Below are 23,669 nucleotides of genomic sequence, written 5' to 3'. Positions count from 1 at the left end.
TTCTCACCTCGAAACAATTGATATGAATTATCAATTAAACTGTAACATAAAGATTGGAATAAAATTGTGAGCCAAATCACACATTTGTTTTATTAACAAGTTTGTCACTTTTCGATATGGAATAAATGTGTATGGAGAGGGTGGGGGAGAATGGGTATTTTGTCGAATAGTCGATATGTTGTGTCGAACCGCTGATATATTTCAATTTGCGCCGATATATTATGAGAAACAGCTGATATATTGAAAAAATCGCTGATATATTTTGGGAAGTGGTCAATAAGAAAGGCTATCGCATGTGCGATAGCCTTTTGGGGTAGCGATTCTAAACGAGCCGATTCCGCTTTTAAGTATATTAACGATTTGTAAAGATTTTATCGATTAAGCCGTATTCTAGTGCTTTTTCTGCTGTCATGAAGTTGTCGCGGTCTGTGTCGCGTTGTAGTACTTCTAACGGTTGACCTGTACGATCAGCAAGAATTTGGTTTAGTTTTTCACGTAAGAATAGGATACGTTTTGCAGCAATTTCGATTTCAGTTGCTTGACCTTGTGCTCCGCCGAGTGGTTGGTGAATCATTACTTCACTGTTTGGAAGTGCGAAACGTTTTCCTTTTTCACCTGCTGCAAGTAGGAAAGCACCCATAGATGCTGCCATACCGATACAAATTGTTGATACGTTTGGTTTAATAAACTGCATTGTATCGTAGATTGCCATACCTGCTGTGATAGAACCACCAGGGCTGTTAATGTATAAGTGAATATCTTTTTCTGGATCTTGAGATTCCAAGAATAAAAGCTGGGAAACGATTGAGTTTGCTACGTTGTCATCAATTGCGCTACCAAGCATAATGATGCGGTCTTTTAATAGTCGAGAGTAAATATCGTAAGCGCGTTCTCCACGATTTGTTTGTTCAATTACTGTAGGAATTAAATTCATCTGTTATTTCCTCCTTTGAAAGCTTTCTTAGTCTTATAATACAATTATGGTCAATAAAGGTCAAACGAAACCACTTTAAATCAAAAAAATATGTAGTTGTACCATGATTTATTCGCTATGTTTTTGAAATTCCCTGCTTATGTATCTTCAACATGATAACCGAATTATATAAATTTAAACGTATGTAATAGGCTAAATAACAAAAGAACGCCTTTTCTATAGAAGCGTTCTTTTGTGTATTATTCTTTTAGGAGATAAGTTACTCTATTTAAAATATGTTGGACTTGTTTTGCGTTTTTGCTATACATTTGACTTGCCGATTTCGATTTTGTTTCTAATGAGAATAATTCAAGATCAGCTTGACATTTTTTTAGAGAAGCCAACAATAATGGTCTATCCTGAGGGGATGGCATTTGAAGTTTATCATCATATATATCGACAGTAAGTTGTCCGTAAGAATCGACTTGCCCGATAAAGACATTTTCTATCACCACGCCAAGTTTCTCTAACTCGGCGTGAAGCCAAGCACGATTATGACCACTGGCTGAAAGTGGTTCATCTAGTACGTTTCCATCCATAATTACCGTTTGTGTTTCTTTTGCAGGTGCTATTTGTAAGCCGATATCTTTTGGAGTAAGCGGTTGTTTGTCTCTTTTTAACAAGACATTTAGTTCACCGCCCGACTCCAATACAGCATATTCAACATCTGCTATATTAAAAGCATTTTTCTTTCTAAGAAGTTCTAGTAATTCATCAATTGTATAATTTTCTTTCTTTAAATTATCTTCAAGGACTTTCCCGTCTTTTATAAAAATAGTCGCTTTTCCTTCAATGAAGTTTCTGAGTCGCTTGTTTTTTAAAGCAACAATACCTGCGAAAAATGGTATGAGCGAAAAAATAAGCATACTAGAAACACCATGCCAAAAGTTGCGCTCTAGTCCCGTTGTAATTTCAGCAGCGATGTTACCGATTGTCAAACCTGCAACGTATTCGAAAAATGAAAGCTGTGAAATTTGCCTTTTTCCAAGCAATTTTGTCATTGAAAATAAAATAACTAAAAGAGCTAAGGAGCGTATAATGACAAGCAGCCAATCTGGTACATGAGGCATAGTTAATTCCCTCCTGTTCAGCTAAAATCCTTTATATTGTGGTTCTTCTCGTTCTAATACGGAAATTCTACTGTTAAGGTCAGCGATTACACTGTCCATTTCCATCATACATTCATGGAAAACTCGTTTTGCTTCTTCTTCAGCAGCGTTTTGTGAAAGTGTGCTTAAACCTGCTTGTGCACTTTTTAAACTAGCGAGACATGTTTTTACACTAGCAACAACCGTCATGCAAACACCTCTTATCCTTTTGGTTTAAATAATAATGCTCCGATAAATCCGAAGATAATAGCTGCAGATATACCAGCACTTGTTACTTTAAACATTCCGGTTATAACCCCGACAATACCATGTTTTGCTGCTTCAGCCATGGCTCCATGAACAAGGGCATTTCCGAAACTTGTAATCGGAACCGTTGCTCCAGCACCTGCAAAATCAATTAAAGGCTCGTATAGACCAAATCCATCTAGTATTGCACCAGCAACAACGAGCGTTGACATTGTGTGAGCGGGTGTGAGCTTACCGACGTCAAACATAAGTTGCCCGATTACGCAGATGAGCCCACCGACGACAAAAGCCCAGAAAAAAATCATTGCCTTGCACCTCCAAATTCAATCGATACGGCATGAGCGATACACGGAATAGACTCGTCTTGCTGGAAGGTAAGAGGAGATAGTAAAGCGCCGGTAGCTACGACAAGTATTCGATTGAATTCTCCTTTTTTCATTCTGTTCAATAAATGTCCGTATACGACGGTCGCTGAACAACCTGGACCACTCGCTCCTGCTATTACGGGCTGACCTTCTCTATAAATGAGTAATCCGCAATCTTGAAACTGTTCGCTTGTTACTTTTGTCCCGTGCTTATGCAGTAAATCATAAGCAATTTCCCGTCCGACATGACCGAGATCGCCTGTAACGATTAAGTCATAGTAGGATGCATCAATTTGTCTTTCGCGTAAATGAGCTTCGATTGTATCGACGGCAGCAGGAGCCATCGCACCTCCCATGTTAAAAGGGTCGGTTAAACCCATATCGACAATTCGACCAATTGTCGCTGATGTAACACGTGGTCCTTCTCCTTGATCGCTCAAAAGAGCGGCACCAGCTCCTGTGACGGTCCATTGAGCAGTAGGTGGTTTTTGTCCGCCATATTCAGTAGGATAGCGAAATTGTTTTTCAACAGCGGTATTGTGACTGGATGCACCTGTTAATAAATATTTTGCTCCTTTTGCATTTACAATACTTGCACCGAGGGCAAGCCCTTCCATAGAAGTAGAACAAGCACCAAATAATCCAATATAGGGAGCGCCGAGCGTACGGCAAGCAAAGCTAGAGGGCGTAATTTGGTTGATAAGGTCACCTGCTAAAATGAACTGAATATCTTCTTTTCGAAGCTTGGCTTTTTCGGTTGCGCGACTGCAAGCTTCTTCAAATAACACTTTATGTGCTTTTTCATAAGAATCTTGCCCAAGCCATAAATCTTCATGAAGGGCATCAAAGTCTTCGGGGATTTTTCCCTTTGCTTCAAATGGACCTCCGATAACCCCTGTTGAGATGATGACCGGTTTATTTTCAAATACCCATGTTCGGTGTCCTTGTAGCATTTACAGCCCTCCCAATTGGATAAGGATGGTTTTAATAAGGCCGATAACAAAAGCGGCGAATACACCAAATAAAATCACGGATCCCGCCAATTTAAACATGTTGCCACCTACTCCAAGGACAAAGCCTTCTGTCTTATGTTCAATACAAGCGGATATAACAGAATTTCCAAATCCGGTAACAGGTACAGCGGTACCAGCACCTCCAAATTGTGCGAGACGGTCATATACGCCAAATCCCGTAAGTAGCATAGAAATAAAAATCAGTGTTGCTACAGTAGGGTTTCCGGCCGACCTTTCACTAAAATCAAAATAGGTAATATAAAAGGTTGAGATGAGTTGCCCGATTAAACAAATAAAACCACCTACAAAAAAAGCTTTTATGCAATTTTTTAAAACGGGTCTTTTCGGTTCGCGTTGTTGCTCAAATTTTTTATATTCTTGTTGTACTGGTGTTAAGTCTTTATCTTTACTTGGCATGTGAATCCTTCCTTTTCCTTTAAAGAACATACAATTAAGTATCAGAGTTCATTTCTGCGTGAACTGTCTTTAATTTCTTTTTAATGTATTCTTTATCGGCTTCTTTTTTCTTAATTTTGTTTTCCAGCTTATCTAATAGGATGAAAATCTTTTGATCCGTACTGACATAGACATTGAAAGTAGGGTTCTCTTTTTTAAATTTTTTTTTGATTTTTGACTTTAATGGTTTTAACTGAAACCGTTCATGATGCTCAGGTTTAACAGCTACATAAAGATCTGTGTTAGAGTTAGCAGCTCTAGCTTCTAGTATTTCTTCCATGGCAAGTACTCTTTTTTTCGCGTCATGTGATATAGATTGATTAAAAGATTCTTCCATACTTACCTTCGTTAACTGCGGTTCTTCTTTTTTCTTTGTTTTCTTATGAGTTTCTTGTTTTACTTCTTTATCTAAAGAATGAGTACATCCTGTTGTTAAGCCTAGTAAGAGTATAAATAACACGGCAATTGTGCTAAATTTTCGCATTGCAATCATTCCATTTCTATTGCTTTATGTAATTTGAGTGAAAAAGGATGATATAGCATCATCCTTTTTCTGTTTCTCAAAAAGTGTGTACCATAAGATAAAACGGCACTTTCATTTATTGTTGTCCGTATTGAGGCTCTTCTTGCTGAACTTCTTCAACACGTGGATTTAAAGTATCAATAACGGATTGTGTTTGCTGCGCAGCTGTTTGAAAAAGTTGCTTCGCTTGTTGGTTGTCCGTATCAAGAGCGAACCCCTCTAAGCTTGCTTGTGCACTTTTTAACCCAGCGACAGTTTGTTTTAATTTTGTAATTACAGTCATCGAATGAAGCCTCCTTATGGAATATGAATTCAAAGGTTATGATTTGTGAATAGGGGTGAAAATATGATTTCCAAATTTAGGTTGGTGACGTTTTTTTGAAGAAATGGGAGGGAGCTTTTTTGCGTAATAGTAGTTGCGTACATTGACATAAGGAGATATAATTACCAGTATATTATTCATGCGCCCATAGCTCAGTTGGATAGAGCGGTGGTTTCCGGTACCACGTCTGTCGGGGGTTCGAATCCCTCTGGGCGCGTCAAAAAGTCCTAACTTACATTTGTAAGTTAGGACTTTTTTTATTGAGCGCTTATCAAGATATATCGGTGATTCGGCACACCATATCGACTGTTCGACAATATACACAATGATTATCTCGTCACAAGCGATTCTATCTTGTTATATCTAATTATAAGAGTTAGTATTGGTATTAGGTAATAAAATTTCTGTTTAGTTATTTTGATTTTCAAACGTATACGTCACTTCTATGAAAACAAAAAAAGATCTTCACTCGTTATGCCTTTTTGTTTTAACGAGGCATGGGGCGAAATAAGATCCTGACCGCTGCTATGCATGATTGGATCCTCTCTTCCACCCAAAAAAGAAAGGTTTTAGGTCATTTCGTCAATTTATTTCGACTTCCCGTCACCTAACTCACGGCCGTGGAAACAAAAAAAGATCTTCACTCGTTATATCTTTCTGTTTTAACGAGGCATGGGGCGAAATAGGGCCCTGACCGCCACTATGCATGATTGGATCATCTATTCCATTCAAAAAAGAAAGGGTTTATGTCTTTTTATCCGTATTTACATACTTTTTATTATTTTCTTTCAATATTATTCAATTTGCAGTTGTAAGATGTAAACGTCATTAATACATATAAATTAATAATATTTTGGAATGGGTATCTGCGCAGGATTCTCCTTTTACCAAACTTATTGTACAATAGAAACAAGGGGGAGATTAGATTGAAGGCAAGTCTTTTACAAGAACAAAGCTTACGTTTGGCCATGACACAAGAATTAAGACAAGCGATTACAATGCTCCAATATAATGTGCAGGAATTATCGGAGTTTTTGTATGAGCAATCGATGGAGAATCCCCTTATTGAGTTAAATGGCTTTGAGCGGGAAAAGAAAAAGAGTTCAAGCAAAAGTAAAAGTACAAGCAAACAAGTCGATAACCAAATGGAGATTTACAGTGTAGATTCTACGTCGATTCAGCAACATTTATTAGATCAATTACAGTATTATAAAATAGATGAAGAACAGCGAAAAACAGCTTCTTTCATCATTATGAACATGGATGGAAATGGTTATTTACAAGAAACGAATGAAGAATTAGCAGAGTTACTAACCGCACCTATTGATGTAGTAGAACGCTCTATGGAGCTCGTTCAGTCGTTAGAGCCAGCAGGGGTGGGAGCGCGTAATATTCAGGAGTGTCTTTCACTTCAATTGAAGCGCTTACAAAAGAGAGATGTATTCTCAGAAATGATCGTGGATGAATATTTTCCGTATTTTGTTAAGAAAGATTGGCGAAAGCTTGCCCATCTTATGAAATGTAGTAATGAGGAATTACAGTCAGCTGTTGATTGTATTACATCGCTTCAGCCAAAACCAGGGCTTGCGTTTTCTTCTGAGAAGCCGCATTATATTGTTCCTGATATGGCTGTGAAAAAAGAAGGCGATGATCGGCTTGTGTTGCAAATGAATGAACGTAACATGCCGAGAATTGAAATTCATTCGGAGTATAGTGCGCTTCTTCATAATAGTGAGAGTGAAGTGGCTACCTATGTATCTGAGAAGTATCAGCATGTACAGTGGATTATGCGCAGCTTAAAGCAACGAAAACAAACACTTCTGCAAGTAATGGAAATTATAATGAAGAAACAACGTGATTTCTTTTGGAAAGGTCCTGAGTATTTAAAGCCACTTTCTTTAAAAGAGGTAGCAGAGGAACTCGGCGTACATGAATCTACTATTAGTCGTGCTACACGTAATAAATATGTGCAGACGCCACATGGTTTGTTTGAAATGAAGTCATTCTTTAGTAACGCAGTGGTTACAACAGAAGATGAGGCGGTTTCTACAAAGCGTGTCAAACAATTAATTCAAACGCTTGTAGAGCAAGAAAATAAGAAAAAACCACTTTCAGATCAAAAAATTTCGAAATTGTTAGAAGAAGAGCATGAAATCGTTATTTCACGAAGAACGGTTGCGAAATATCGAGAACAAATGAACATTCCTGCTTCTTCTTTAAGAAAAACAATTGGATAGGTGAAGAAGATGAAAGTTGTTTTATATACGAAAACAGACTGTGGTCTTTGCGAAAAAGCAAAACAGCTTTTGAAAGAAGTGCAACATGAATATTCCTTTGAAATTGAGGAAATAGATATATATGAAGATGATGAGCTTTTAGAAAAGTATCAAATTATGATTCCTGTTGTGGAAATTGACGGAAAACAGGCAGAATACGGTGTCATTCACAAAGATGTCATAATAAACTATATAAAGAATGTAGTTAAGAGTTGAATAAGTTTCTATCTCCTGTTACAATAATACACGTAGCAGGGATTATTTTTTTAAACCTAGTGGGACACAAAATGTCACTACGGGACATAAAATGACCACGGGGAGAAAATGAACCGATGCAGTGAGGAGAAAAGATATGCGCTCATGGATTCAAAATACAAAAAAATTATTACCTGATCTGCTACCTGTTATGCAAACAAGAATGCAAATTCTTCAGCACATTCGTCTTATGCAGCCGATTGGAAGAAGAAACTTATCTGCAAGTCTTGGTATGACAGAACGAGTATTGCGAAGTGAAGTGCAAGTTTTGAAAGAACAAAACTTAGTTCACGTCGCCTCTTCTGGAATGACTTTAACAGAAGAAGGAACAACTGTGGTTCTTGCTTTGGAAGACTTTATGAAAGAAATTTCCGGGTTAAAGGTTTTAGAAAAACAGCTTAAGGAAACATTAGACTTGGATGAAGTTTTCGTTGTCCCTGGTGATAGTGATGAATCACCTTGGGTCAAATTGGAGATGGGCCGTGCTTGTGTAACTTGTATAAAAGACCGTCTGACAGCGAATAATATCGTTGCTGTGGCTGGAGGAACAACGCTAGCTGCCGTTGCGGACATGATGCAACTAGATTGCAAAGATTTACATATGCTATTTGTCCCAGCGCGTGGTGGAATTGGAGAAGGCGTCGAATTAGAAGCCAATACCATTTGTGCGAAAATGGCAAAGAATACGATGAGCAATTACCGCTTATTGTATGTTCCAGACCATGTTAGTAGCGAAGCATATGCGTCCATTGTGACTGAGCCTTCCGTGAAAGAAGTTCTTGAGTTGATTCGATCTTCCAATATCGTCATTCATGGAATAGGCGATGCGTTAACAATGGCACGTCGCAGAAATACTTCAGAAGCAGATTGGATGAAAATTAAAGCAAGTGAAGCAGTCGGCGAAGCTTTCGGTTATTACTTCAATGAACAAGGTAATGTCGTTCATAAAGTACAAACGGTTGGCATGCAACTAAGAGATTTACAAAATGTATCTAACGTTGTTGCAGTCGCTGGAGGTTCTTCAAAAGCAAAAGCAATACAGGCTGTAATTAAACAAGGGCACACTTCGATTCTAATTACAGATGAAGGTGCAGCAAAACAATTAACAAAGGGTATTACCCTTTAATATAATCCCCCAAGGAGGAAATTCAAATGACTAAAATTGGTATTAATGGATTTGGACGTATCGGACGTAACGTATTCCGCGCAGCTCTTAACAACTCTGAGGTAGAAGTAGTAGCAATCAACGACTTAACAGATGCTAAAACATTAGCTCACCTTTTAAAATATGACACAGTTCACGGAACTTTAAATGCAGAAGTATCTGCTAACGAAAACAGCATCGTTGTTAACGGTAAAGAAATTAAAGTTATCGCTGAGCGTGACCCAGCTCAATTACCATGGAGCGACTACGGAGTAGAAATCGTAGTAGAATCTACTGGACGTTTCACTAAAAAAGCAGACGCTGAAAAACACTTAGGTGGATCAGTTAAGAAAGTTATCATCTCTGCACCAGCTTCTGACGAAGACATCACTGTAGTTATGGGTGTTAACCACGAAGAATATGATGCAGCTAACCACAACGTAGTATCTAACGCTTCTTGTACTACAAACTGCTTAGCTCCATTCGCTAAAGTATTAAACGAAAAATTCGGCGTAAAACGCGGAATGATGACAACAATTCACTCTTACACTAACGACCAACAAATCTTAGACTTACCACACAAAGATTTACGTCGTGCTCGTGCAGCAGCTGAAAACATGATCCCAACATCTACTGGTGCTGCTAAAGCTGTAGCATTAGTATTACCAGAACTTAAAGGTAAATTAAACGGTGGCGCAGTACGTGTTCCAACTGCTAACGTTTCTCTTGTTGACTTAGTTGTTGAACTTGATAAAGAAGTAACAGTTGAAGAAGTAAACGCAGCATTCAAAGCAGCTGCTGAAGGCGAATTAAAAGATATCCTTGGATACAGCGAAGAGCCATTAGTATCTATCGACTATAACGGATGCACAAACTCTTCTACAATCGATGCATTATCTACAATGGTAATGGAAGGTAACATGGTTAAAGTACTTTCTTGGTACGATAACGAAACTGGTTACTCTAACCGTGTAGTAGACTTAGCTGCATACATGACTGCTAAAGGTCTTTAATTCTTAAGTTTATAAGTTATCAATGACAAAACGAGGGAGAGGGTTTGTTCCCTCTCTCTTCTTTCGTTTTAGAAGCAAATGTGATAAGCTTTTGAATGGGTTTTGTCAATCCTAACTAGTCGGAGGGAAATCCAATGAACAAAAAATCAATTCGTGACGTAGATTTAAAAGGTAAAAGAGTATTTTGCCGCGTTGACTTCAACGTACCTATGAAAGATGGCAAAGTAACAGACGAGACTCGTATTCGTGCAGCTCTTCCTACAATTCAATATTTAGTAGAGCAAGGTGCGAAAGTTATTTTAGCAAGTCACTTAGGTCGTCCAAAAGGCCAAGTAGTAGAAGAAATGCGTCTTACTCCAGTAGCTGCACGTTTAGGTGAGCTTCTTGGTAAAGATGTGAAAAAAGCAGACGAAGCATTCGGACCAGCTGTACAAGAAATGGTTGCAGCAATGAACGAAGGCGACGTATTAGTTCTTGAAAACGTACGTTTCTATGCGGGCGAAGAAAAGAACGATGCAGAACTAGCAAAAGAATTTGCAGCTCTTGCTGATCTTTTTGTTAACGATGCATTCGGTGCAGCTCACCGTGCTCATGCTTCTACAGCAGGTATCGCAGACTACCTACCAGCAGTATCTGGTTTCTTAATGGAAAAAGAGTTAGAAGTATTAGGTAAAGCACTTTCTAACCCAGAACGCCCATTTACAGCAATCATCGGTGGCGCGAAAGTAAAAGATAAAATCGGTGTAATTCGTCATCTACTTGACAAAGTTGATAATCTAATCATTGGTGGTGGCCTTGCTTACACATTCGTTAAAGCATTAGGACATGAAATCGGACAATCTCTATGTGAAAATGACAAAATTGACTTAGCAAAAGAGTTTATGGAACTTGCGAAAGAAAAAGGCGTAAACTTCTACATGCCAGTTGATGTTGTAATCACAGAAGAATTCTCTGAAACTGCAACAACAAAAGTTGTAGGTATTGATGCAATTCCTGAAACTTGGGAAGGCGTAGATATCGGACCAAAGACACGTGAAATTTATGCTGATGTAATTAAAAATTCTAAGCTTGTTGTATGGAACGGACCAATGGGTGTGTTTGAAATGACTCCATTTGCAGAAGGTACAAAAGCAGTAGGACAAGCATTAGCAGATGCAGAAGGTACATACTCTGTTATCGGCGGCGGTGACTCTGCAGCAGCTGTTGAAAAATTCGGTATGGCTGATAAAATGAGCCACATTTCTACTGGCGGCGGTGCGTCATTAGAATTCATGGAAGGTAAAGAACTTCCAGGTGTAGTTTGTCTTAACGACAAATAAGTAGCAGCCAAAGAAAAAGGACGGTGCAAAGCATGCGTAAACCAATTATCGCAGGTAACTGGAAAATGAATAAAACTCTATCTGAAGCAGTTAGCTTCGTAGAGGAAGTAAAAGGTCAAATCCCAGCAGCTTCAGCTGTTGATGCAGTAGTTTGCTCTCCAGCTCTTTTCTTAGAGCGCTTAGTAGCGGCAACTGAAGGAACTGACTTAAAAGTAGGTGCACAAAACATGCACTTCGAAAAAAATGGTGCATTCACTGGCGAAATTAGCCCAGTAGCACTTAGCGACTTAAAAGTGAGCTACGTAGTACTTGGCCACTCTGAGCGTCGTGAAATGTTTGCTGAAACAGACGAAACAGTAAACAAAAAGACTCTTGCAGCATTTGAACATGGTTTAACACCAATCGTTTGCTGTGGTGAGACTTTAGAAGAGCGCGAAAGCGGAAAAACATTTGATCTAGTAGCAGGTCAAGTGACAAAAGCACTTGCAGGTTTAACAGAAGAGCAAGTTAAAGAAACTGTTATCGCTTATGAGCCAATCTGGGCAATCGGTACAGGTAAATCTTCTTCTTCTGCAGATGCAAACGAAGTATGTGCGCATATCCGTAAAGTTGTTGCAGAAGCTGTTTCTCCAGCAGCTGCAGAAGCTGTTCGTATTCAATACGGCGGTAGCGTAAAACCAGAAAACATTAAAGAATACATGGCACAATCTGACATCGACGGCGCTTTAGTTGGCGGTGCTAGCTTAGAGCCTGCTTCCTTCTTAGGTCTTCTGGGGGCGGTAAAATGAGAAAGCCAACAGCTTTAATCATTCTTGACGGTTTCGGACTACGTGAAGAAACTTACGGGAATGCTGTAGCACAAGCTAAGAAACCTAATTTCGACGGTTACTGGAACAAGTTCCCTCATACAACGCTTACAGCATGTGGTGAGGCAGTAGGTCTTCCAGAAGGTCAAATGGGTAACTCTGAGGTTGGTCACTTAAATATCGGTGCTGGCCGCGTAGTATATCAAAGCTTAACACGTGTGAACGTTGCAATTCGTGAAGGTGAGTTCGATAAGAACGAAACTTTCCAAAATGCAATTAAAAGCGTAAAAGAAAAAGGTACTGCTCTTCATTTATTCGGTTTACTTTCTGATGGTGGTGTGCACAGTCACATGAACCACATGTTTGCTCTTCTTCGCTTAGCTGCAAAAGAAGGCGTGGAGAAAGTATACATCCATGCATTCTTGGATGGCCGCGATGTTGGACCACAAACAGCAAAAGGTTATATCGATGCAACAAATGAAGTAATTAAAGAAACAGGCGTAGGACAATTCGCGACTATCTCCGGTCGTTATTACTCCATGGACCGTGACAAGCGTTGGGATCGCGTAGAAAAATGTTACCGTGCTATGGTGAATGGCGAAGGACCTACTTATAAATCAGCACATGAATGTGTAGAGGATTCTTATGCAAATGGTATCTATGATGAATTCGTATTGCCATCTGTAATTGTGAATGAAGATGAAACGCCAGTTGCAACAATCAATGATGATGATGCAGTTATCTTCTATAACTTCCGTCCAGACCGCGCAATTCAAATTGCACGTGTATTTACAAATGAAGACTTCCGTGAGTTCGATCGTGGTGAAAAAGTACCTCGCATTCCAGAATTCGTTTGTATGACACACTTTAGTGAAACTGTAGATGGTTACGTGGCATTCAAGCCAATGAACCTTGATAACACATTAGGTGAAGTTGTTGCGCAAGCGGGATTAAAGCAACTTCGCATCGCGGAAACTGAAAAGTATCCGCACGTTACATTCTTCTTTAGCGGTGGTCGTGAGGCTGAATTCCCAGGAGAAGAGCGTATTTTAATTAACTCACCTAAGGTTGCAACGTATGACTTGAAACCTGAAATGAGCATTTACGAAGTAACCGACGCTTTAGTAAATGAAATCGAAAATGATAAACATGATGTGATCATTCTTAACTTTGCAAACTGTGATATGGTTGGCCATTCTGGGATGATGGAACCAACAATTAAAGCAGTAGAAGCAACTGACGAATGTTTAGGAAAAGTTGTAGAAGCGATTCTTGCAAAAGATGGTGTAGCACTTATTACTGCTGACCATGGTAATGCTGACCAGGAGTTAACTTCTGACGGACAACCAATGACAGCTCATACAACGAACCCGGTTCCTTTCATCGTTACGAAAAATGATGTTGAATTACGTGAAGGTGGCATCTTAGGAGATATCGCTCCAACAATGCTTACACTTCTTGGTGTTGAACAACCGAAAGAAATGACAGGTAAAACAATTATTAAATAATTAAATTGTATATATAAAAGGAGAGAAAATATTATGTCAACAATTATTGATGTTTATGCTCGCGAAGTCCTTGATTCTCGTGGTAACCCAACTGTAGAAGTAGAAGTTTACACAGAAAGCGGCGCATTCGGACGCGCTATCGTACCAAGTGGTGCATCTACTGGTGAGCACGAAGCAGTAGAATTACGTGACGGTGACAAATCTCGTTACCTTGGTAAAGGTGTTGTTAACGCAGTAAACAACGTTAACGAAATTATCGCTCCAGAAATCGTTGGTTTCGACGTAACTGACCAAGCTGGTATCGACAACGCTATGATCGAATTAGATGGTACTCCAAACAAAGGTAAACTAGGCGCTAACGCTATCCTTGGTGTATCTATGGCAGTAGCTCACGCAGCAGCTGACTTCGTAGGTCTTCCATTATACCGTTACCTTGGTGGATTCAATGCAAAACAATTACCAACTCCAATGATGAACATCATCAATGGTGGTTCTCACGCTGATAACAACGTGGACTTCCAAGAGTTCATGATCTTACCAGTTGGTGCTCCAACATTCAAAGAATCAATCCGTATGGGTGCTGAAGTATTCCATGCATTAAAAGCTGTATTACATGACAAAGGTCTTAACACTGCAGTAGGTGACGAAGGTGGATTCGCTCCAAACCTTGGTTCTAACCGCGAAGCATTAGAAGTAATCATCGAAGCAATCGAAAAAGCTGGTTACAAAGCTGGCGAGAACGTATTCTTAGGAATGGACGTTGCTTCTTCTGAGTTCTACAACAAAGAAACTGGTAAATATGACCTTGCAGGCGAAGGCCGTACTGGCTTAACTTCTGCAGAAATGGTTGATTTCTACGAAGAGCTTTGCAAAGACTTCCCAATCATCTCTATCGAAGATGGTTTAGACGAAAACGACTGGGATGGTCACAAATTATTAACTGAGCGTATCGGCAGCAAAGTTCAATTAGTTGGTGACGACTTATTCGTAACTAACACTCAAAAACTTGCTGAAGGTATCGAAAAAGGTATCTCTAACTCAATCTTAATTAAAGTTAACCAAATCGGTACTTTAACTGAGACTTTCGAAGCAATCGAAATGGCTAAACGTGCTGGTTACACAGCAGTTGTATCTCACCGTTCTGGTGAAACTGAAGATGCTACAATCGCTGACATCGCAGTTGCAACTAACGCTGGCCAAATCAAAACTGGTTCTATGAGCCGTACTGACCGTATTGCTAAGTACAACCAATTATTACGCATCGAAGACGAACTAGGCGAAATCGCTGTTTACGATGGTTTAAAATCTTTTTACAACCTTAAGAAGTAATTGTAGAAAATAACGACAGACCGTGAGAAATCACGGTCTGTTTTTTTATTAAAATTGTTCACCAGTCATAATCGTTATAAAGTGTTTAAAGAATTGGTTATAATCAAAGTCAATTGCAATTCGCTGTTTAGGCCTATTGATGAAAGGTTTGGAATTGGACAATGAACGGAAATCGGCAACACTTTGTCCACGAGCGAACTGTTCATTCATAACGTAAACTGGTGATTCATAATAGGTAAACATTGAATCATTAAGGAGTGCCATAATGGGCATCGTGTCATGAAACGGACAACCTTTTAATTGTGGCAATGCTTTTTGATAATACTCATAATAGTAGTGATCGAATAGAGGTTTGATGAGAGGTGCTTTTCCTTTTGCATGAATGTATTCAGCCATTTTAGGTGTAACGGTAGAGTATTGTGTAACGTTCAGTGGGTATATAGACAATACATGCTGTGCAGTTGAAAGTATTTTGGAGGGTATGAGTAAATATATGTCATTTCAGAACGAATAGACTCCGTTTAAATGGAGTCTATTCACAAGTAGTAAGCTTGGTATCCTTCTGGACAGAATATTTATTTTATTGAAATAATAACATGAAAATTCTGAAAATATAAACTTTTTATTTTAGGTCAATGTTTTTGACGTAAATTCCGTTTAGAAATGCAGTCATATCAAGGGTGTAAGCGTATAACACATGTCATTTTTGTTGTCAAGTTGGTAAATTGCAGGTTTTTACAATTTATACTATGATAAAGATATAAAGCGAAGATCGTATAAACATGAGGGATGATGAACATGAAGTTTACAAAGATTATTGTCCAAGTTGCAGCTCTTTACGTGTTTTACATGATTGGGACATGGGTGCAAGAAATGTTGGATATTCCAATCCCAGGAAGTTTGATTGGGATGTTTCTATTACTTGTTTTATTAGGCCTTAAGGTTCTTCCAATGAAATGGTTCGATTTAGGAGCAGAAACACTCGTTGCTATTATGCCGTTTTTATTGATTCCGCCAACGATTGGTTTAATGAATTACGGTGCTTTTTTTATGACTAAGGGGATTTCTCTTTTCATTACGATTGTAGCGAGTACATTTTTAATTATTATTGTCGCAGGACATACAGGACAATATCTTGCGAATAGAAAGGAAAAAGAAACGCGATGAGCCAAATATTAATCGGAATTGGTTGGGTTATTCTTACATTGCTATTATATCAATTATCTAAAAAGATTTATAAAGTATTACCAACACCATTTACCATTCCAATGCTTGTAGCAACAGCACTCATGATTGTTTTATTACTTGTGCTCGATATACCATATCAAGCGTACATGCAAAGTGGTGGTGGCTGGATTTCCGAACTGCTTGGGCCAGGTGTGGTAGCATTTGCAATTCCACTATATAAACAGCGTCATGTATTACAAAAATACGTTGTGCCGATTGCAGGTGGTGTAGTAGTCGGAACAACAGTTGCGATTGCAAGTGATTTAGTGATTGCAACGCTTATGGGAACAGATAAAAGCTTAATCTTATCTTCTTTACCAAAATCAGTAACAATGCCAGTTGCAATGAGTGTATCAGAGCAAGTTGGAGGAGTTCCATCATTAACAGCAGCATTTGTTGTTGTAGCTGGGATTACAGGAACAATTACAGGTCCGCTTTTATTGAAATGGAGCCGCGTTACAAACTCTGTTGGTAAAGGAATCGGTTTTGGATGTGCATCACATATTATGGGTGTAATGAGAGCGATGAAGAACAATGAACATGAAGGTGTTATTGGATCGGTAACAATGACATTAACAGCGATTTTAACCTGTTTGCTTGGACCGTTATTTGCAACGATGTTTATGTAATAGATGAAAGCGAGAGCGATAGGAACAGCTCTCGCTTTTCTATAGAATTTATGCTAACATTTAAACTAACTGAATCTATGTAGGAGGTACGCCAGGTGCATACGTTATTATCAGTTTTACTTATTATTGTATCGATTTTAATGATTATTTTAGTACTTATGCAGTCTAGTAATAGCTCAGGCCTTTCAGGTGCTATTTCAGGTGGTGCAGAACAGTTATTTGGTAAGCAAAAAGCACGCGGAATTGAAGCTGTATTAAGCCGTATTACAGTTGTTTTAGCTGTATTATTCTTCGCGCTAACAATTGGGGTTACGTACTTAAATTTATAAGAAAAGGCTTTGCTTTTACAAGATATGAAAAAAGAAGGAACGTTTACACATTCGTGTGAATGTTTCTTCTTTTTTATTATGCAGAAAAAGTTTCTAATTAGATTATGGAAATGGAACTATGGTAAACTAAGTGTAGAAACAATACGACTAGATTACAGAAGAGAAAGAGGAGAAGAAGATGATGAAATTAGCATCTCCGAAACCATTTACATTTGAAGGTGGAGACCGTGCTGTTTTATTACTGCATGGATTCACGGGGAATTCAGCTGATGTACGTATGCTTGGACGTTTCTTAGAGAAAAAAGGCTATACTTGCCACGCTCCAATTTATAAAGGCCATGGTGTACCACCAGAGCAGCTTGTTCATACAGGTCCTGAAGATTGGTGGAAAGATGTTATGGCTGCGTATCAACATTTGAAAGATCAAGGGTATGAGAAAATCGCCGCTGTTGGACTATCACTTGGCGGTGTATTCTCATTAAAACTCTCTTATACATTACCGATTTTAGGTGTTGTTCCAATGTGCGCGCCAATGTACATTAAGAGCGAAGAAATTATGTACCAAGGTATATTGGCATATGCACGCGAATATAAAAAACGTGAGCAAAAATCACCAGAACAAATTGAAGAAGAGATGTTTGAATTTAAAAAGACGCCTATGAATACATTGAAAGCACTACAAGACTTAATTCGTGATGTACGCAACAATATTGATATGATTTATGCTCCAACATTTGTTGTACAAGCACGCCATGATGAAATGATTAATACAGACAGTGCAAACATTATCTATAACGGTGTAGAATCTACGTTAAAAGACATAAAGTGGTATGAAGATTCTACACATGTCATTACGCTTGATAAACAGCGTGATGAGCTACACGAAGATGTATATAACTTCTTGGAGCAACTAGATTGGTAAGATCTAGTTGCCTCTTTTTTTTCATAGGGGTATTAAAAGCATTTAAAAACCATTTTTTTAGGTGGAAGAGAGAATCCGGCCGTGGCTAGAAGTGGTCAGTGCCTATTAAGCCCCATGCTATGTGAGAACAGAAGGAGGAAACAAGAGGAGGTCTTCTTTAGTTTTCGAGGCTGTGACTTAGATGCCGTTAAATCAAAATGTATTTATATAGAAATATACTTTTAAGATAAGAATTTTACTGTACATAAGTAGCAGAATAAATGGTGAAAAACGAGTGTTTATAGAAGTTTCACTTTATACATAGTGTGTATTTCGGATACACTAAATAATATGAGGGTTTAAAGGAGGTATTTTTGCTTGGAAGAGATTATTCAAGAACATATTGATAAGTTATTGTTATTTATGAAAGAAGAAGCGTATAAGCCGTTAACGATACAAGAATTAGAAGAGGCATTTGGTATTGTAGATTCCGTTGGCTTTAAAGACTTTGTAAAGGCACTAGTTATGATGGAAGAGAAAGGGCTTGTTGTTCGAACTCGCAGCAATCGCTATGGCCTTCCAGAAAAGATGAATTTAGTGCGCGGTAAGTTAATTGGACATGCACGTGGGTTTGCTTTTGTTGTCCCAGAAGAGAAGAAGACAGGGGACGACGACATTTTCATTCCGCCTACAGAACTAAATGGTGCACTTCATGGTGATACAGTACTAGCACGTATTAGTTCGCAATCTAGTGGGTCACGTCAAGAAGGGACAATCATTCGTATTGTAGAACGTGGTACGAAGGAGTTAGTTGGTACATATACAGAGTCGAAAAATTTCGGATTTGTACTTCCAGATAATAAGCGCTGGACGAGTGACATTTTTATTCCGAAAAGTGCATCTATGGGTGCAGTAGAAGGCCATAAAGTTGTTGTGAAAATTACAAGCTATCCGCAAGATCGTTTAAGTGCGGAAGGTGAGGTAATTCAAATTTTAGGTCATAAAAATGACCCAGGTGTAGATATCTTATCTGTTATTCATAAACACCATTTACCGTTAGCGTTCCCAGAAGATGTAATGGAACATGCTAACAGTGTACCAGAAACGATTTCAGAAGAAGATTTAAAAGATCGCCGTGATTTACGTGATCAAATGATCGTTACAATTGACGGTGCAGATGCAAAAGATTTAGATGATGCGGTTACAGTAACAAAACTTGAGAACGGTAATTATAAACTTGGCGTTCATATCGCGGATGTAAGCCATTATGTCCATGAAGGGTCTCCAATTGATGTGGAAGCAGCGGAGAGAGCGACGAGTGTATATCTTGTAGACCGTGTAATTCCAATGATTCCGCATCGTTTATCAAACGGCATTTGTTCATTAAATCCAAAAGTAGACCGTCTGACGCTTTCTTGTGAAATGGAAATTAACAATCTTGGTGATGTTGTTAGTCGTGAAATTTTCCAAAGTGTTATTAAAACAACAGAACGTATGACGTATGCTGATGTAAGAAGTATTTTAGAAGATGAAGACGAAGCGTTAATTGAGCGTTATGAAACGTTAGTACCAATGTTCAAAGAGATGGGGCAGTTAGCACAAATCTTACGTGAAAAACGCATGAGACGCGGTGCGATTGACTTTGACTTCAAAGAAGCAAAAGTATTAGTAGATGAAGAAGGTAAACCAACGGATGTTGTCATGCGTGATCGTTCTGTATCAGAAAAGCTAATTGAAGAGTTTATGCTTGTAGCGAACGAAACAGTAGCCGAGCATTTCCACTGGATGAACGTACCGTTTATGTACCGTGTCCATGAAGATCCGAAAGAAGACAAATTAGAGCGTTTCTTCGAGTTTGTCACAAACTTCGGTTATGCGGTAAAAGGACGTGCGAATGAAGTTCATCCTCGCGCGCTGCAACAAATTCTTGAAATGGTTCAAGGGCAACCTGAAGAAGTCGTGATTTCAACGGTTATGCTTCGTTCGATGAAGCAAGCTCGTTACGATGCAGATAGCCTAGGACACTTCGGGTTATCAACAGAATTCTATACGCATTTCACATCGCCAATTCGTCGTTATCCAGATACGATTGTTCATCGATTAATTCGTGAATACATTATTAACGGTAAAGTCGATAATGAAACACAAGCGAAATGGCGTGAAAAGTTACCAGAGATTGCAGAGCATTCTTCTAATATGGAACGACGCGCTGTTGAAGCGGAACGTGAAACAGATGAACTGAAAAAAGCTGAGTATATGCTTGATAAGATCGGTGAAGAGTACGATGGTATGATTAGCTCTGTAACCAACTTCGGTTTATTCGTAGAGCTTCCGAATACAATTGAAGGTCTTGTTCACGTTAGTTATTTAACAGATGACTACTATCGTTATGATGAACAGCATTTTGCGATGATTGGTGAGCGTACAGGTAACGTCTTCCGCATCGGTGATGAAATTACAATTCGCGTTATCAACGTAAACAAAGATGAGCGCGCGATTGATTTTGAAATCGTCGGTATGAAAGGCACGCCAAGACGTAAGTTTAAAGATCGTCCAGTTGTGATTGAACAGCCAAAAGGTGGTAGAAAGAGACGGAGCGGACGTGGTGAGGAACGTGGTAACGGCCGTAAGCAAGAACGAGGTGGTCGTGGCGAACGTAATAACGAGCGTGGCGGTCGCGGAAAAGGAGCATCCGGTCGTTCAGGACAAAAAGATGGTAATGGTAAAAAGAAAAAGCCATTCTTTGAAAATGTTCCAGGTTTTAAGAAGAAAAAGAAAAAGCGTAAGTAAGAGAGGGGGTGGCTTCGCTTAGTATATAAGTGAAGCCACTTCCACTTTTTAATAACTTTTGTTAAAATAGTACAAATAGAGGAGGGACAGATGATGCCAAAAGGTAGTGGTAAGGTTATTGCACAAAATAAAAAAGCATTTCATGATTATTTCATCGACGAAACATACGAAGCAGGGCTTGTCCTTCAAGGAACGGAAATTAAGTCTATTCGCGCTGGATGCGTTAACTTAAAGGATGCTTTTGCTCGTGTACATAATGGTGAAGTTTGGGTACATAATATGCACATTAGTCCGTATGAGCAAGGGAACCGTTTCAATCATGATCCGCTTCGCACAAGAAAATTACTTCTTCATAAAAAAGAAATTCAGAAGTTAATTGGTTATTCGAAAGAAACGGGTTATACGCTTGTTCCAGTTAAAATCTATTTGAAAAATGGATTTGCGAAAATGGCACTTGGATTAGCTCGAGGTAAGAAACAATATGATAAGCGCCATGATTTAAAAGAGAAAGAAGCAAAACGTGAAATTGCTCGCGCATTCCGTGATCGTCAAAAGATGTAATACAGAAATTTACATTTGTAAAATGTCGAACGTATGATATAATGATTCATGTAAGGCCAGTGAACATTGAAAAACAGCTCATTAAGTAGCTATCACGAATATACTTCGTATGCTCCATTTCTTATATGGGGACGTTACGGATTCGACAGGGGTAGTTTGAGCTTAAGTTGCGAGTCGAGGGGATCGGCCTCGTTAAAACGTCAAAGCCAATAACTGGCAAACAACAAAACAACTTCGCTTTAGCTGCTTAATACAGCTTAGCGGTTCCTCCCTCCATCGTCCATGTGGTAGGGTAAGGGACTCAAACTAAGTGGACTACGCCGGAGTTCGCCGTCTGAGGGCGAAGGAAGAGAACAATCAGACTAGCAACTCGGAAGCCTGTCGATAGGCCGAAGAGTTCGCGAAATGCTAATATATCGACTACACTCGTAGAAGCTTAAGTGCCAATATCTTTGGACGTGGGTTCGACTCCCACCGTCTCCACCAATACATATTTGGTGGTTTTTTTATTTTGTGTGTGATATGAACCATAAGTTTGCCGGAACGGCAAGCTTATGGTTCTTTTTGTTTGTGGCAAAGTTATGGTTCTAAAAAATATAAGGAAGAGTATTTGTAGCTTTGAAATAAAGTCGTGCCGTTCTAAAGAAAGTTATACTGGTTGCGAAAAGGTGTACCGTCTTATCTTTAAAGGTTACAGCTATAAAAGAACCTGGGATGTAAGGGCTTAAAGGCTTATTGATCTAAATTTCTTTCGTTATATCATACTGTAACAATTGTCGTTGGTCATAAAATTTCTCAAAAATGATGCCCATTAAATAGAAAAATAATAGACCAAAGCAAATGTGAATGAGTGTAAATGTAGCTCCAAATGAAGAGAATTCATACACTATGATCGGTAATTTTGCAGTTGTCCAAACGCCTAAGAAAAATACGATGTACCTGATACTTGCCCCTTTTTTTAATAAAAGTGCTGCAATCGGAAATGCGACGTAGAGGGGACCGGCTGCAATTCCTCCTAATAATAGAGAGAATAAGATTCCATAGATACCGGATTTTTCTCCCATATATTTAATTAATATTTCTTTCTTTACCCATTGATCCAGTAATCCTACAAATATTAATATAGGTGGAAGTAGGAATAGCATATCTAAAATGCTTTTTCCTGTTAATTGTAATGCGTTCCATCCCAATGATTGGTTTATAAAAGTCAATATAATGAGCCCCGATAGTAAAATGAAAAAGAACCAATATCTTTTTAATTCATTCATACCATCACCATCCAAATGATATATGAAAATAGGAGAGACATGAATAAGGCAGAGGCATTACGAGCATAAGCAAAACTTCGCCCAAATATTTTTTGTTCCATCGGTAAAGTTGTGATTCCGACTGACATGAGTGTGGACATTAATGCTGCAACTTGAGGAAGACCTGCACCATTTTGGACTAATGTATTTCCAAGAGGAAACACAACAAAGCTTGGAATGAGTGCAACAGAACCAATTGTTGCTGAATAAACGATACCGATGAATCCAGATTTTTCACCAATTATGGAAGAAATGAAGGAAGGCGTTAACATTGATAGTGATAGTCCAACGAAAAGCATAATTGATAGCATGGAAGGTATAAGATTACGAAACATTTTCCATGACTTTAATAGAGCATCTTTTGTTTTATTCCGATCCTTTACAAAAGAAATACTGATAAGAATAATGGCTAAAGAGTAAAGGAGAGCGCCATTAATCATGATTAGACTCTTTCCAGTCTTTATATTTGTCTAAGAAAAATGATAAGTTTTTAATTTTTTCTTCAATATCTATTTGAAACTCTTCTAATTGTTTTTTCCCCATTGTAGTAATGTTGTACATCTTTCTCGGCGTATCTTGATCAGATGTGTCCAAATAAGATTCAACAGCACCTTCTTTTTCTAATTTTTTTAGGGTACGGTATATGATGGCACTGTCAATTGGATTGATGGGAAGCTCTTCTTCACATTTTTGTAGAAGTTTCCCTCCATAGCTAGGTCCTTCTGTTAAAAACAGCAAAAGAAATGCACCTGTATGTCTTCCTGTATGTTTCATAAAATATCTAACCTCCTGAATTAAATGTAAAAACATTACTGTTAGTAACATATTACTGTTGTTAACAGTAATATGTTACTAACAGTATAAATTTGATACAATGTCATGTCAATTCTAAAAATAAACAATATGTTTTTTATCTCGCTATTTGTGGACAGGAGTGCGGTAAAAGCCTGATTAAAGTTTTACTTTATTTTTTGATAACATAAATTCAATTGCAAATACTACCGAAGAATGAACAAAGTTAATAGAAATGAATGTGATGCCATCTATAGATGGTGTTGAGGTGAAAAAACCTCAACAAAAGCAAGAGTGATTTAAAAGTGAAGTAGCTGAAAATATGTCTGTTCTGTAATTCCATAATCGTGCCATTTTGTTGAATGATAACTTAAAAGAAAATGGATATGCTTTGCATTTTAGAAGAGATTGTGAAGATTTCTACTTAAAATGGGAATGTGTTACAATAGTGATTAGGAATGAAAAAGAAAATAGTT

25 protein-coding genes, 1 tRNA gene, 1 other RNA gene and 1 pseudogene are annotated in these 23,669 nt (G+C 38.4%); 16 read left to right on the top strand and 12 right to left on the bottom strand.

The genetic code is table 11. From position 1 onward, the window contains the following. Positions 1 to 352 precede the first annotated feature (352 nt). The 8 genes from clpP to LOK41_RS19145 all read right to left on the bottom strand — a co-directional run bounded on the left by clpP (position 353) and on the right by LOK41_RS19145 (position 4,968). The gene (gene clpP / locus LOK41_RS19180) at positions 353 to 934 is read right to left on the bottom strand and encodes an ATP-dependent Clp endopeptidase proteolytic subunit ClpP (RefSeq protein ID WP_174101014.1); all 582 of its coding nucleotides are present in this window, start codon (positions 932 to 934) and stop codon (positions 353 to 355) included. Between the two features lie 239 nt (positions 935 to 1,173). Continuing rightward, positions 1,174 to 2,043: a DUF421 domain-containing protein gene (locus LOK41_RS19175; protein WP_241817868.1), complete on the bottom strand. Its 870-nt coding sequence runs from the start codon at positions 2,041 to 2,043 to the stop codon at positions 1,174 to 1,176. A 21-nt stretch (positions 2,044 to 2,064) separates the two neighbouring features. Then, positions 2,065 to 2,271 carry a DUF1657 domain-containing protein gene (locus LOK41_RS19170; RefSeq protein ID WP_174101012.1) on the bottom strand — a complete coding sequence of 69 codons (207 nt, stop codon included), beginning with the start codon at positions 2,269 to 2,271 and terminating at the stop codon, positions 2,065 to 2,067. Between the two features lie 11 nt (positions 2,272 to 2,282). Then, positions 2,283 to 2,633, bottom strand: a complete 351-nt coding sequence (spoVAE, locus tag LOK41_RS19165) for a stage V sporulation protein AE (RefSeq protein WP_098610244.1) — start codon at positions 2,631 to 2,633, stop codon at positions 2,283 to 2,285. Further along, positions 2,630 to 3,646 (bottom strand): stage V sporulation protein AD, encoded by a 1,017-nt coding sequence (spoVAD, locus tag LOK41_RS19160; protein WP_241817867.1) that lies wholly within the window; start codon positions 3,644 to 3,646, stop codon positions 2,630 to 2,632. The genes spoVAE and spoVAD overlap by 4 nt, the downstream gene beginning before the upstream one ends. Beyond that, on the bottom strand, positions 3,647 to 4,123 hold the full coding sequence (spoVAC, locus tag LOK41_RS19155; protein ID WP_174101010.1) for a stage V sporulation protein AC: 477 nt from the start codon (positions 4,121 to 4,123) through the stop codon (positions 3,647 to 3,649). Positions 4,124 to 4,157: 34 nt separating this feature from the next. Beyond that, positions 4,158 to 4,646 carry a YhcN/YlaJ family sporulation lipoprotein gene (locus LOK41_RS19150; RefSeq protein ID WP_241817866.1) on the bottom strand — a complete coding sequence of 163 codons (489 nt, stop codon included), beginning with the start codon at positions 4,644 to 4,646 and terminating at the stop codon, positions 4,158 to 4,160. Positions 4,647 to 4,761: 115 nt separating this feature from the next. Next, a complete protein-coding gene (locus LOK41_RS19145) occupies positions 4,762 to 4,968 on the bottom strand; it encodes a DUF1657 domain-containing protein (protein ID WP_174101008.1) in 207 nt (68 codons plus the stop codon). A 180-nt stretch (positions 4,969 to 5,148) separates the two neighbouring features. On the opposite strand from LOK41_RS19145, the gene LOK41_RS19140 reads away from it, so the two are divergent. The 9 genes from LOK41_RS19140 (at position 5,149) to eno (ending at position 14,657) form a co-directional block, all read left to right on the top strand. Beyond that, positions 5,149 to 5,224: transfer RNA gene (locus LOK41_RS19140), tRNA-Arg, on the top strand. A 709-nt stretch (positions 5,225 to 5,933) separates the two neighbouring features. Further along, positions 5,934 to 7,244, top strand: coding sequence for an RNA polymerase factor sigma-54 (rpoN, locus tag LOK41_RS19135; protein WP_174101007.1), 1,311 nt, complete (start codon positions 5,934 to 5,936; stop codon positions 7,242 to 7,244). Between the two features lie 9 nt (positions 7,245 to 7,253). Continuing rightward, positions 7,254 to 7,499, top strand: a complete 246-nt coding sequence (locus tag LOK41_RS19130; protein WP_241817865.1) for a glutaredoxin family protein — start codon at positions 7,254 to 7,256, stop codon at positions 7,497 to 7,499. Between the two features lie 136 nt (positions 7,500 to 7,635). Then, a complete protein-coding gene (gene cggR / locus LOK41_RS19125; RefSeq protein ID WP_241817864.1) occupies positions 7,636 to 8,664 on the top strand; it encodes a sugar-binding transcriptional regulator in 1,029 nt (342 codons plus the stop codon). Between the two features lie 26 nt (positions 8,665 to 8,690). Continuing rightward, positions 8,691 to 9,695, top strand: a complete 1,005-nt coding sequence (gap, locus tag LOK41_RS19120) for a type I glyceraldehyde-3-phosphate dehydrogenase (protein WP_241817863.1) — start codon at positions 8,691 to 8,693, stop codon at positions 9,693 to 9,695. 134 nt (positions 9,696 to 9,829) lie between these two features. Next, a complete protein-coding gene (locus LOK41_RS19115; protein WP_098492710.1) occupies positions 9,830 to 11,014 on the top strand; it encodes a phosphoglycerate kinase in 1,185 nt (394 codons plus the stop codon). A 32-nt stretch (positions 11,015 to 11,046) separates the two neighbouring features. After that, positions 11,047 to 11,802, top strand: a complete 756-nt coding sequence (gene tpiA, locus LOK41_RS19110; protein WP_174101002.1) for a triose-phosphate isomerase — start codon at positions 11,047 to 11,049, stop codon at positions 11,800 to 11,802. Further along, positions 11,799 to 13,328 carry a 2,3-bisphosphoglycerate-independent phosphoglycerate mutase gene (gene gpmI, locus LOK41_RS19105; protein WP_174101001.1) on the top strand — a complete coding sequence of 510 codons (1,530 nt, stop codon included), beginning with the start codon at positions 11,799 to 11,801 and terminating at the stop codon, positions 13,326 to 13,328. The genes tpiA and gpmI overlap by 4 nt, the downstream gene beginning before the upstream one ends. A gap of 33 nt (positions 13,329 to 13,361) precedes the next feature. Continuing rightward, positions 13,362 to 14,657, top strand: a complete 1,296-nt coding sequence (eno, locus tag LOK41_RS19100; RefSeq protein ID WP_241817862.1) for a phosphopyruvate hydratase — start codon at positions 13,362 to 13,364, stop codon at positions 14,655 to 14,657. A 48-nt stretch (positions 14,658 to 14,705) separates the two neighbouring features. Here the strand turns inward: eno and LOK41_RS19095 are convergent. After that, positions 14,706 to 15,101: pseudogene (locus tag LOK41_RS19095) on the bottom strand (nucleoside hydrolase); the annotation flags it as partial. Positions 15,102 to 15,455: 354 nt separating this feature from the next. On the opposite strand from LOK41_RS19095, the gene LOK41_RS19090 reads away from it, so the two are divergent. The 7 genes from LOK41_RS19090 to ssrA all read left to right on the top strand — a co-directional run bounded on the left by LOK41_RS19090 (position 15,456) and on the right by ssrA (position 21,580). Next, positions 15,456 to 15,824 carry a CidA/LrgA family holin-like protein gene (locus LOK41_RS19090; RefSeq protein WP_241817861.1) on the top strand — a complete coding sequence of 123 codons (369 nt, stop codon included), beginning with the start codon at positions 15,456 to 15,458 and terminating at the stop codon, positions 15,822 to 15,824. After that, positions 15,821 to 16,513 (top strand): LrgB family protein, encoded by a 693-nt coding sequence (locus tag LOK41_RS19085; RefSeq protein ID WP_241817860.1) that lies wholly within the window; start codon positions 15,821 to 15,823, stop codon positions 16,511 to 16,513. Before LOK41_RS19090 ends, LOK41_RS19085 begins: the two co-directional genes overlap by 4 nt. A 95-nt stretch (positions 16,514 to 16,608) precedes the next feature. Next, entirely contained in the window at positions 16,609 to 16,842 is a 234-nt protein-coding gene (secG, locus tag LOK41_RS19080; RefSeq protein WP_241817859.1) for a preprotein translocase subunit SecG, read from the top strand. A gap of 181 nt (positions 16,843 to 17,023) precedes the next feature. Continuing rightward, positions 17,024 to 17,764 (top strand): alpha/beta hydrolase, encoded by a 741-nt coding sequence (locus LOK41_RS19075; protein ID WP_241817858.1) that lies wholly within the window; start codon positions 17,024 to 17,026, stop codon positions 17,762 to 17,764. A 357-nt stretch (positions 17,765 to 18,121) separates the two neighbouring features. Next, on the top strand, positions 18,122 to 20,533 hold the full coding sequence (gene rnr / locus LOK41_RS19070) for a ribonuclease R (RefSeq protein ID WP_241817857.1): 2,412 nt from the start codon (positions 18,122 to 18,124) through the stop codon (positions 20,531 to 20,533). Between the two features lie 93 nt (positions 20,534 to 20,626). After that, positions 20,627 to 21,094, top strand: coding sequence for an SsrA-binding protein (smpB, locus tag LOK41_RS19065; RefSeq protein ID WP_241817856.1), 468 nt, complete (start codon positions 20,627 to 20,629; stop codon positions 21,092 to 21,094). A gap of 127 nt (positions 21,095 to 21,221) precedes the next feature. After that, positions 21,222 to 21,580, top strand: a transfer-messenger RNA (tmRNA) gene (gene ssrA, locus LOK41_RS19060). A gap of 254 nt (positions 21,581 to 21,834) precedes the next feature. On the opposite strand, the gene LOK41_RS19055 is transcribed toward ssrA, so the two are convergent. Genes LOK41_RS19055 through LOK41_RS19045 form a run of 3 tightly spaced genes read right to left on the bottom strand, consistent with a single transcriptional unit; the run spans position 21,835 to position 23,175 of the window. After that, positions 21,835 to 22,362 (bottom strand): permease, encoded by a 528-nt coding sequence (locus LOK41_RS19055; RefSeq protein WP_241817855.1) that lies wholly within the window; start codon positions 22,360 to 22,362, stop codon positions 21,835 to 21,837. Further along, positions 22,359 to 22,841 carry a hypothetical protein gene (locus tag LOK41_RS19050; RefSeq protein WP_241817854.1) on the bottom strand — a complete coding sequence of 161 codons (483 nt, stop codon included), beginning with the start codon at positions 22,839 to 22,841 and terminating at the stop codon, positions 22,359 to 22,361. The genes LOK41_RS19055 and LOK41_RS19050 overlap by 4 nt, the downstream gene beginning before the upstream one ends. Next, positions 22,834 to 23,175 carry a PadR family transcriptional regulator gene (locus tag LOK41_RS19045; RefSeq protein WP_241817853.1) on the bottom strand — a complete coding sequence of 114 codons (342 nt, stop codon included), beginning with the start codon at positions 23,173 to 23,175 and terminating at the stop codon, positions 22,834 to 22,836. The genes LOK41_RS19050 and LOK41_RS19045 overlap by 8 nt, the downstream gene beginning before the upstream one ends. Positions 23,176 to 23,669: the final 494 nt, after the last annotated feature.

Origin of the sequence: Bacillus sp. TL12, assembly GCF_022625245.1 — a bacterium.
In the GTDB taxonomy this organism is placed as follows: domain Bacteria; phylum Bacillota; class Bacilli; order Bacillales; family Bacillaceae_G; genus Bacillus_A.
The sequence above is the reverse complement of the archived record's forward strand: the minus strand, read 5'-3'. Positions and strand labels throughout refer to the sequence as shown.

Coding starts and splice junctions, on each gene's coding strand:
- clpP (WP_174101014.1), bottom strand. CDS start 934: ATGAATTTAATTCCTACAGTAATTGAACAAACAAATCGTGGAGAACGC.
- LOK41_RS19175 (WP_241817868.1), bottom strand. CDS start 2,043: ATGCCTCATGTACCAGATTGGCTGCTTGTCATTATACGCTCCTTAGCT.
- LOK41_RS19170 (WP_174101012.1), bottom strand. CDS start 2,271: ATGACGGTTGTTGCTAGTGTAAAAACATGTCTCGCTAGTTTAAAAAGT.
- spoVAE (WP_098610244.1), bottom strand. CDS start 2,633: ATGATTTTTTTCTGGGCTTTTGTCGTCGGTGGGCTCATCTGCGTAATC.
- spoVAD (WP_241817867.1), bottom strand. CDS start 3,646: ATGCTACAAGGACACCGAACATGGGTATTTGAAAATAAACCGGTCATC.
- spoVAC (WP_174101010.1), bottom strand. CDS start 4,123: ATGCCAAGTAAAGATAAAGACTTAACACCAGTACAACAAGAATATAAA.
- LOK41_RS19150 (WP_241817866.1), bottom strand. CDS start 4,646: ATGCGAAAATTTAGCACAATTGCCGTGTTATTTATACTCTTACTAGGC.
- LOK41_RS19145 (WP_174101008.1), bottom strand. CDS start 4,968: ATGACTGTAATTACAAAATTAAAACAAACTGTCGCTGGGTTAAAAAGT.
- LOK41_RS19130 (WP_241817865.1), top strand. CDS start 7,254: ATGAAAGTTGTTTTATATACGAAAACAGACTGTGGTCTTTGCGAAAAA.
- cggR (WP_241817864.1), top strand. CDS start 7,636: ATGCGCTCATGGATTCAAAATACAAAAAAATTATTACCTGATCTGCTA.
- gap (WP_241817863.1), top strand. CDS start 8,691: ATGACTAAAATTGGTATTAATGGATTTGGACGTATCGGACGTAACGTA.
- LOK41_RS19115 (WP_098492710.1), top strand. CDS start 9,830: ATGAACAAAAAATCAATTCGTGACGTAGATTTAAAAGGTAAAAGAGTA.
- tpiA (WP_174101002.1), top strand. CDS start 11,047: ATGCGTAAACCAATTATCGCAGGTAACTGGAAAATGAATAAAACTCTA.
- gpmI (WP_174101001.1), top strand. CDS start 11,799: ATGAGAAAGCCAACAGCTTTAATCATTCTTGACGGTTTCGGACTACGT.
- eno (WP_241817862.1), top strand. CDS start 13,362: ATGTCAACAATTATTGATGTTTATGCTCGCGAAGTCCTTGATTCTCGT.
- LOK41_RS19090 (WP_241817861.1), top strand. CDS start 15,456: ATGAAGTTTACAAAGATTATTGTCCAAGTTGCAGCTCTTTACGTGTTT.
- LOK41_RS19085 (WP_241817860.1), top strand. CDS start 15,821: ATGAGCCAAATATTAATCGGAATTGGTTGGGTTATTCTTACATTGCTA.
- LOK41_RS19075 (WP_241817858.1), top strand. CDS start 17,024: ATGAAATTAGCATCTCCGAAACCATTTACATTTGAAGGTGGAGACCGT.
- smpB (WP_241817856.1), top strand. CDS start 20,627: ATGCCAAAAGGTAGTGGTAAGGTTATTGCACAAAATAAAAAAGCATTT.
- LOK41_RS19055 (WP_241817855.1), bottom strand. CDS start 22,362: ATGAATGAATTAAAAAGATATTGGTTCTTTTTCATTTTACTATCGGGG.
- LOK41_RS19050 (WP_241817854.1), bottom strand. CDS start 22,841: ATGATTAATGGCGCTCTCCTTTACTCTTTAGCCATTATTCTTATCAGT.
- LOK41_RS19045 (WP_241817853.1), bottom strand. CDS start 23,175: ATGAAACATACAGGAAGACATACAGGTGCATTTCTTTTGCTGTTTTTA.